Consider the following 7242-nt stretch of genomic DNA (forward strand, 5'->3'; position numbering starts at 1 on the left):
TCTTCCGGCTCGACCTCGAACCCCCGCTCCTCCATCTCGAGGGCGAAGAGGGCCAGGTATCTGAGCTTCGCGGGTGGCTCGACGACTTGTTCGGAATAGCTCAGGCCCGCATGCAACTCCGGGGCGTGGACGGGAATGGACTGGGGGGTCTTCAGGATTTCATCGGCTGCTTTTCGAAGGTCAGGATCCTCGGTCTCTACCACGAGGGAATTGAGGTCAGCCCGCCACTCGCCGATCTTTTGCGGACTACCCCGCCTGCGGATGATGCCTTTCTTCATTTCCGCATCCTGGGCGTATATGGTTGTAGTGGGTGCACTTCGCTGGGGCCACCTCCTAGTATAGCAGAGCCTGGCCGGGGAAAAGAATTTTCTTGACAAGGGGGCGAGGAAAATATATGGTCTGACCAACAGACCATCAGACCTCTCCACCTCTCTCCAAGGATGAACACCACCGATGCTGAGAGTCATTAAAAAAACAAGGGTTTACGAGGATATTGTCACCCAGCTGAAGGAGTTGATCGCCGAGGGAAAGGTCAAGCCCGGGGACCAGCTGCCCTCAGAGCGAGAACTTTCGGAGAGGTTCCAGGTGAGCCGGGCCTCGGTTCGGGAGGCGATCCGGTCTCTCGAATCCATGGGGTGGATCCAGACCAGACAGGGTGAGGGAACCTATATTGCCTCGAGCGTCGAGACGCTCCTCGCCTCCATCGCCTTCACGATCCAGCATCAAAGCAACCCCCTCCTCCAGGTCTTTGAGGCCAGAAAAATCCTGGAGCCGGCCATCGCTGCCCTGGCGGCCGAGCGGGCCACGGCTGAAGAGGTCGGCGGACTCGAGGCGATCTTGAACGAACAGGCGCAACAGGTCACCGAGGGGGAGACAGGCGTAGAGGCCGATACCCGCTTTCACTCCACACTGGCTGACGCGGCCAAGAACGAGGTGTTGTTGCGGCTTAATGACGCGATCATCGATCGTCTGCACGAAACACGGGAGCGGTCCTTGCAAACAGAGGGTCGACCCGCCCGTTCTCTCGCCGGTCACCAGGAGATCTTACGCGCCATCCAGAGCAAAGACCCGGCCAAAGCCCGGGAGGCTATGCTGAACCACCTCGAGACCATAGAGCACAACGTCCTGAAATCGCCTTATGATTCCCTTTCCAAGGAGGAGGACAGCGCATGACAGGCTCGATTGAAGTCGTATACCGCGGGATCTTCCAAAAGACCCTGGGACAGCGGATCACCCGCGGGATCGTCCTGGCCGCCGTGAAGGAGGGCAGGGTCGGAATCTCCTTTGGGCGATACGGGGATTCGCCGGAACGAAACGGTATCCCGGCCAAGAGCTTTGCCGTCGTGGCGGACAACGAGGAAGATCTACAGACATACCTTTCCCGCTACGAGCCCACCGATAATGATGTCACGGTCGCCGTCGATGATACGCTCTGCAAAGGCGTCGAATCCTGGGCCTGGTACGGGCTGCAGCCGATCAACAAACTGACCCGGTCGGGCGGTGTGGTGCTGACGACCTCCATGCAGTCTCCCGAGGAGCTACTCGAGGACTGCCACCGCAAGGACACGGAATGGAGCCTGGCAGTGTTGAAGGGGATTGCCAGCTTTTCCGGCCTCTGGGTCTATAAAGACGACCACACGGACGTCCGGGTCCTGGGCGCCATCGCCCGGCTCGCCCCCCACGTCGTCAAGCTTGAATCGGTCGAGGCGGCCATCCGGGACGAGTGGAACGACGAGCTAAAGGTCACCTCCGCCCGCAAGGCCTACGAGCGGGTCGAGGCCCGGAAAGTACGACCCGACGAGGGCAATCCGGAAAGACCCTACGAGTTCCAACTCCCCAAGTGGTGGGAGATGAAGGAAGGGCTGGTCATTCCGGGTATCCCGGTCCAGCAGGACGTCGAGGGCTGGGAAGGAGGATACCGCCCGGGCCGCAATCCCACCTTCAAAAAGTTTGCCACCCGCACCATGCGACCAGTCGTGGATTTCGAGATCTGCACCAAGTGCACCCTCTGCTGGCTGCAGTGCCCCGACTCTTGCTTTGACGTCACCCCGACCGGCCATTACGACGCCAACATGGAGGCCTGTTGCGGTTGTGGGGTGTGTGAGGCGGTCTGCCCGGTGGAGAACTGTATCACCATGGTCAACGAGTCGGCCTTCGGTGATAACGCCAGCCAGTTCGAGATGTATGAGAAGGACAAGGACACCTACAAATCGTGGCTCAAGGGGAAGATCGAGGATAAGGCGACCACGGACCGCACCCACGGCTTCCAACTTCGAGGGAAGTATGAAGAGGAGGTCCAAGAGATCATCCGTGAGGTGACGAAATGAGTGTATCGACCAAAGCGGCGCCCGCGGCCGACCAGGAGATGCTCATCAGCGGATGCGCGGCCATCGCCCAGGCCCTGCGCCTGTCGGACATTGACGTGGTCACCGCCTATCCGATCCGCCCGTACGACACCGTCATGCAGGCCGTCGCGAAATTGATCTCGAACGGCGAGATGGACGCGGAGTACATCGTGGCCGCCAGTGAGCACGACCAGTTCGAGATCGTCAAGCATGCCTCTGCAGTGGGCGCCCGGGTCTTTTGCGGGTCGAGCGGGGTCGGATGGATGTACGCGATGGAGGCCATCGCAGTCACCCCAGCGCTGCGGCTCCCGATGGTGGCCCTGGTGGGGAACCGGGCACTGGACGACCCCGGCGCCTTCGGCTGCGAGCACAATGATGCCTTATGCGTCCGGGATCTCGGGTGGATGCTCACCTGGGTAGATACCGCTCAAGAGGCCCTCGACACCGCACTGATCGCCTATCGGGTGGCGGAAGACCGCCGGATCTTTCTCCCCTGTGCGATCGGAGCAGACGGGGCGTTTCTCACCCACTCGGAGGTCCTCGTCAAGGTCCCCAACAAAGAGAAGGTGGACCAGTTCCTGCCCAAGTACGATCGCGGGGACAAGATGCTGCACCCCGATAACCCGATCACCATCGCCCCGCAGGTCAATGAGGACTGGGTGATGGAGATTCGCAAGCAGAATGATGAAGCGATGCGCCGCGCTCGCGGGGTGATCCAGGAGGCGTACCGAGACTTCCATAAAATCTTCGGCCGGCAAGGGGGCAACCCGTTTGTCGAATCGTACATGGCTGAAGACGCCGACGTGATCCTCTTCGGCCAAGGGACCCTTTCGCTCCCGGTAAAGGTGGGCGTCCGAAAGCTCCGGGAGCAGGGGCACAAGGTTGGCTTTGTGCGCCTGCGGTGGCTACGGCCGTTCCCGACGCCGGAAGTCCAGGAGACACTCAGCCGGGCCAAGGCAGTGGGCGTGATCGATCGCGATTACTCCTTTGGCTCGCCCAACCACGGGGCGGTGCTCTATAACGAGGTGCGGTCCGCCCTCTACGACCTTCCGAAGCGGCCCCATGTCATCAGTTTCGTCTGCGGCCTCGGCGGCCGCGAGGTCACCCTGGATAGCGTGACCGAGATGAGCGAGATCCTGCTCAAGGTGGCCAAGACTGGCAAAGTCGAGCAACCCAACTATTGGATTGGGGTAAGGGGGTAACAACCATGGCAACAGAGTTGACCGTCCTGCCGACTCAGAACCTTGAAGCCTTCAAGGGGGTCAAGAAGCTCCCCGTCGAGGAGTACTTCACCTCGGGGCATAGGACCTGTCAGGGGTGTGAGTCGGCCCTGGTGATGAAGCTCATGGCCAAGGCGGCCGGCCCCCGGACCGTCATCCTGGGCTCGACCGGGTGCATGTATGTGGCCAACACCACGTACTACTCCACCTCCTGGGTGGTCCCCTGGATGCACACCCAGCTCGGGTCGTCCGGTTCGGCCGCCGTCGGAACGGCCGCCGGACTCAAGGCGCTCATGCGCAAAAACCGGATCAAGCAGGAACCGATCAATGTCATCGCCTTTTGCGGCGACGGCGGCGGGGCCGACATGGGGCTGAGCTCGATCTCGGCAGCCTTGACTTACCCTGAGTATAACTTTCTGATCCTGATGTACGACAACGAGTCGTACGCCAACACCGATATCCAGCTCTCGAGCATGACGCCGTACGGAGCCAACACCACCTTCTCCCCTCCCGGGAAGGCCCGGCGGATCCTGCACAAGCGGTGGAAAAAGAACATGGCCGGGATGCTGGCAGCCGGGCACCCCGAGTGTCGGTACGTCGCCACGGTGGATGCCTCGTATGCCTTGGAGATGATGAACCGGATCCGGAAGGCCCTCACAATCGGCGGGCCGACCTTCATCCACTCCCTAGACCCCTGCCCCAAGGGCTGGGACTACGACCCGATACAGTCCCATGACCTTGGCGAGCTGGCCGTCGAGACCGGGGTCTGGCCCCTCTTCGAGATCGAGGACGGGGTTTTGAAATTCTACGGCAAGTCCAAATCGATCGCCCAGGGGCGGAAGCGCAAGCCCGTCCGGGAGTATCTGCTGAGGCAGGGACGGTTCGCCCACTTCACCGACGAGGACATCGACTACTTTCAGAAGAAGATCGACTTGATGTGGGACCGGTGGCTCATCCCGGGGGCGGTCTGTATCGAGATGGGTGACGATATCCGCAAGCAGCTCACCCGGGCCGAGCAAGAGGTGGCCGCGGCAGAAGCCAAGCAGTAAGCTACGTAAGGAACACCCCGGCGGGGCCACGTCCTGAAGGCGTGGCCCCACTTTTTTTTGTCCAGCCCTCCTTCAATCCACAAAACCGGTCACCCAGCCAAGAACCCCTGAACCCGGGCCTAACCCCTGGAAACCACCTGATTCCATGCCAGACATGTTCTCGGTAAAATGGCGTGATCTGCCCTGAGATATCTTGACAAACCTGGGTTGTAATACTAGCATCAGGCCCCCTGAGAAGGGCGGCATTCGAAGGGAAGAAAGGCGCGGGCGGGTTTGGTCGACCACAAAGCCGCCATGGTCACGTGCTTGCTGTCGCGCCATCGGGCCCATGAAGGCCCTGTGTTTGGCAATCTTTTCAAAAGGAGGGGGCACCATGCGTAGACTGGGAATAAGCAAGTGGATCTTTGTCACGGTCCTGGGGTTCCTTCTGATTCTCCTAGGTCCAGGAACTGGTCCGCTCACGGACACCGATGCCGAGGCGGCCTGGCAGCCCAAGAAGCCGATCACCTTCGTCATCATGGCCGGCAAAGGCGGAGGTGCTGACCGAATCGCCCGGCTGATGCAGAAAATCGTGCAACAGCATGGCTGGTCGCCGCAACCCCTGATCCCGGTCAACAAACCCGGCGGTGCCGGGGCCGAGGCGCTCCGCTTCCTCAAGGACCATCATGGCGACTCCCACGTCATCCTGGTCACCTTGAACAGCTTCTTCACCACTCCGCTCCGCGCCAAGCTAGGGCTCAGCTACCGGGACTTTACCCCAATCGCCCGGATGGCGATGGACACCTTCATCCTGTGGGTCAACTCGAAGTCGCCGATCAAAAACGTAGACGAGTACGTCAAGGCTGTCAAGGACAAGGGCGGCATGTGGAAGATGGGCGGGACCGGCAAGGGGCAAGAGGATTCGTTGGTCACCGGCCTGCTCCAGGATGCTTACGGGATCAAGGTCACCTACGTCCCGTATAAAGGCGGCGGAAAGGTGGCGAGTGAGCTGATCGGGGGGCACGTCGATTCCACGGTCAACAATCCGTCCGAGCAGATCTCCTGGCTCGAGGCCGGGCGCTCTCGCCCGCTGGCAGCCTTCACCCCAGAGCGGCTGTCGCAGTTTCCGAACGTGCCCACCTTCCGCGAACTCGGGAAGGGAGACATGGTGTACTACATGCAGCGGAGCATCAATGCGCCCGGTGGCATCCCGGCCGAGGCACGCCAATTTTACGTTGACCTGTTTACGAAGCTCTCCAACTCCGAGGAATGGCAGACCTATTGCAACAAAAAAGCCCTCCACTGCACAGGTAAGCTGGGCTTTCTCACCGGCGACGACCTAGGGAAGTTCTTTGCCAAAGAAGAGGCCAAGCACAAGAAGCTCCTCAAGGCGATGGGAGAGATCTAGCCGATGCGCCGGGCCGATGTCGCGTGTGCCTTCGGATTGGCCGCGTTAGCGGTTGTCTTTGCCTGGTACGCGCAGGAGCTGCCAATCGGATGGGTGCACGGCGAAGGTCCCGGAGGCGGCTTTTTCCCCTTCTGGCTCTCGATCATCATGGGCACCGTAGCGGTTGTGGTCGGGGTGCAGGAGTTCGTGAGGGGCTCTGCACCCCACCGAGCCGCCAAGCGGTTCTTCGTAGAAGGGGGTCTCCGACAGGTTCTCTTAATCGCCATCCCTGGCCTGGTTATGGTCGCCCTGGTCGACGTGATCAGCACCTATCTGGCGGCCATCATCTTCCTCCTGTTCTACACGCGATGCATCGGCAAGCACCCATGGCGGATCTCGCTCCTGGTGGCCGTGGCGGTCCCCGTGGGGATCTTCTTGCTCTTCGAGAAGTTCTTGCTCATTCCACTTCCAAAGGGCTACCTCGACGAACTGTTCTACATCTTCTACTAGTGCCGTCCCAACTTGAAAAGTGGTTCGACAGGGCTTCGACGGTGAGCTCAGCCGAACCGCTCACCACCCCGAGGAAGACGGTTCGAGAGCCTCACCGTCCCGAGGAAGATCGAGGGATCGAGGGGCCGAATGTGAGCGGCCTGCCTTGTTGCAAGCGTGGTGAACGAGTACAGCGAGAAAGTTGGTACAAATCGTTGGAACGGCACTAGGAGACAGGAGAAGAGCGCCCAGTAGCGGAAACGGGCAGGGCCAACAGAGAGGGGCGGGCCAACGCCGCCCCTTTTTCGTGGGAGGGGGCATGGAGGTCTTTGGCAATCTCCTGTACGGGTTCAGTATAGCGATCACCCCCCTGAACCTGGCCATGGCGATCCTCGGCGTCGTCCTGGGTACCGCGATCGGCGCCATGCCGGGTCTCGGCTCCGTCAACGGCGTGGCGATCCTCCTCCCGATCACCTTTGCCGTCCCCCCGACCGCAGGGATTATCTTTCTGTCCGCCATCTATTACGGCGCCATGTATGGAGGCGCCATCAGCTCTATTACCCTGAACATCCCGGGCGCCTCCACCGCCGTCGCGACCACCTTTGACGGGTACCCCATGGCCAAGAAGGGACGCGCAGCCCAGGCGCTCGTGGGTGCCGCGGTCAGTTCCTTCATCGGTGGCACCGTCTCGATCATCCTCTTTACGCTCTTTGCACCGCCACTCGCCGAATTTGCCCTGAGATTCGGCCCAGCGGAGACTTTCACCCTCATGC

General features: G+C 60.9%; 8 protein-coding genes. 7 read left to right on the plus strand and 1 reads right to left on the minus strand.

The annotated features are described in order from the left end of the window. Positions 1 to 278: hypothetical protein (locus O6929_14250; GenBank protein ID MCZ6481542.1), on the minus strand; the 278-nt coding region annotated here is incomplete at its 3' end. Positions 279 to 453: 175 nt separating this feature from the next. On the opposite strand from O6929_14250, the gene O6929_14255 reads away from it, so the two are divergent. The 7 genes from O6929_14255 to O6929_14285 form a co-directional block, all read left to right on the plus strand. Continuing rightward, a complete protein-coding gene (locus tag O6929_14255; GenBank protein ID MCZ6481543.1) occupies positions 454 to 1173 on the plus strand; it encodes a FadR/GntR family transcriptional regulator in 720 nt (239 codons plus the stop codon). Further along, on the plus strand, positions 1170 to 2327 hold the full coding sequence (locus O6929_14260) for a (4Fe-4S)-binding protein (protein MCZ6481544.1): 1158 nt from the start codon (positions 1170 to 1172) through the stop codon (positions 2325 to 2327). Before O6929_14255 ends, O6929_14260 begins: the two co-directional genes overlap by 4 nt. Further along, positions 2324 to 3547, plus strand: coding sequence for a pyruvate ferredoxin oxidoreductase (locus O6929_14265; protein ID MCZ6481545.1), 1224 nt, complete (start codon positions 2324 to 2326; stop codon positions 3545 to 3547). The genes O6929_14260 and O6929_14265 overlap by 4 nt, the downstream gene beginning before the upstream one ends. A gap of 5 nt (positions 3548 to 3552) precedes the next feature. Beyond that, positions 3553 to 4614: a thiamine pyrophosphate-dependent enzyme gene (locus tag O6929_14270; protein MCZ6481546.1), complete on the plus strand. Its 1062-nt coding sequence runs from the start codon at positions 3553 to 3555 to the stop codon at positions 4612 to 4614. 373 nt (positions 4615 to 4987) lie between these two features. Further along, positions 4988 to 6001, plus strand: a complete 1014-nt coding sequence (locus O6929_14275) for a tripartite tricarboxylate transporter substrate binding protein (GenBank protein ID MCZ6481547.1) — start codon at positions 4988 to 4990, stop codon at positions 5999 to 6001. A gap of 3 nt (positions 6002 to 6004) precedes the next feature. Beyond that, the gene (locus O6929_14280; protein ID MCZ6481548.1) at positions 6005 to 6490 is read left to right on the plus strand and encodes a tripartite tricarboxylate transporter TctB family protein; all 486 of its coding nucleotides are present in this window, start codon (positions 6005 to 6007) and stop codon (positions 6488 to 6490) included. A gap of 298 nt (positions 6491 to 6788) precedes the next feature. Beyond that, positions 6789 to 7242 (plus strand): tripartite tricarboxylate transporter permease (locus tag O6929_14285; GenBank protein ID MCZ6481549.1); only part of this gene is annotated, 454 nt, incomplete at its 3' end.

It is taken from the genome of Candidatus Methylomirabilota bacterium, assembly GCA_027293415.1.
GTDB lineage: Bacteria > Methylomirabilota > Methylomirabilia > Methylomirabilales > CSP1-5 > CSP1-5.

Bases quoted from the DNA above. Each gene is read 5' to 3' on its own strand.
- O6929_14255 (MCZ6481543.1), top strand. From the start codon at position 454: ATGCTGAGAGTCATTAAAAAAACAAGGGTTTACGAGGATATTGTCACC.
- O6929_14260 (MCZ6481544.1), top strand. From the start codon at position 1,170: ATGACAGGCTCGATTGAAGTCGTATACCGCGGGATCTTCCAAAAGACC.
- O6929_14265 (MCZ6481545.1), top strand. From the start codon at position 2,324: ATGAGTGTATCGACCAAAGCGGCGCCCGCGGCCGACCAGGAGATGCTC.
- O6929_14270 (MCZ6481546.1), top strand. From the start codon at position 3,553: ATGGCAACAGAGTTGACCGTCCTGCCGACTCAGAACCTTGAAGCCTTC.
- O6929_14275 (MCZ6481547.1), top strand. From the start codon at position 4,988: ATGCGTAGACTGGGAATAAGCAAGTGGATCTTTGTCACGGTCCTGGGG.
- O6929_14280 (MCZ6481548.1), top strand. From the start codon at position 6,005: ATGCGCCGGGCCGATGTCGCGTGTGCCTTCGGATTGGCCGCGTTAGCG.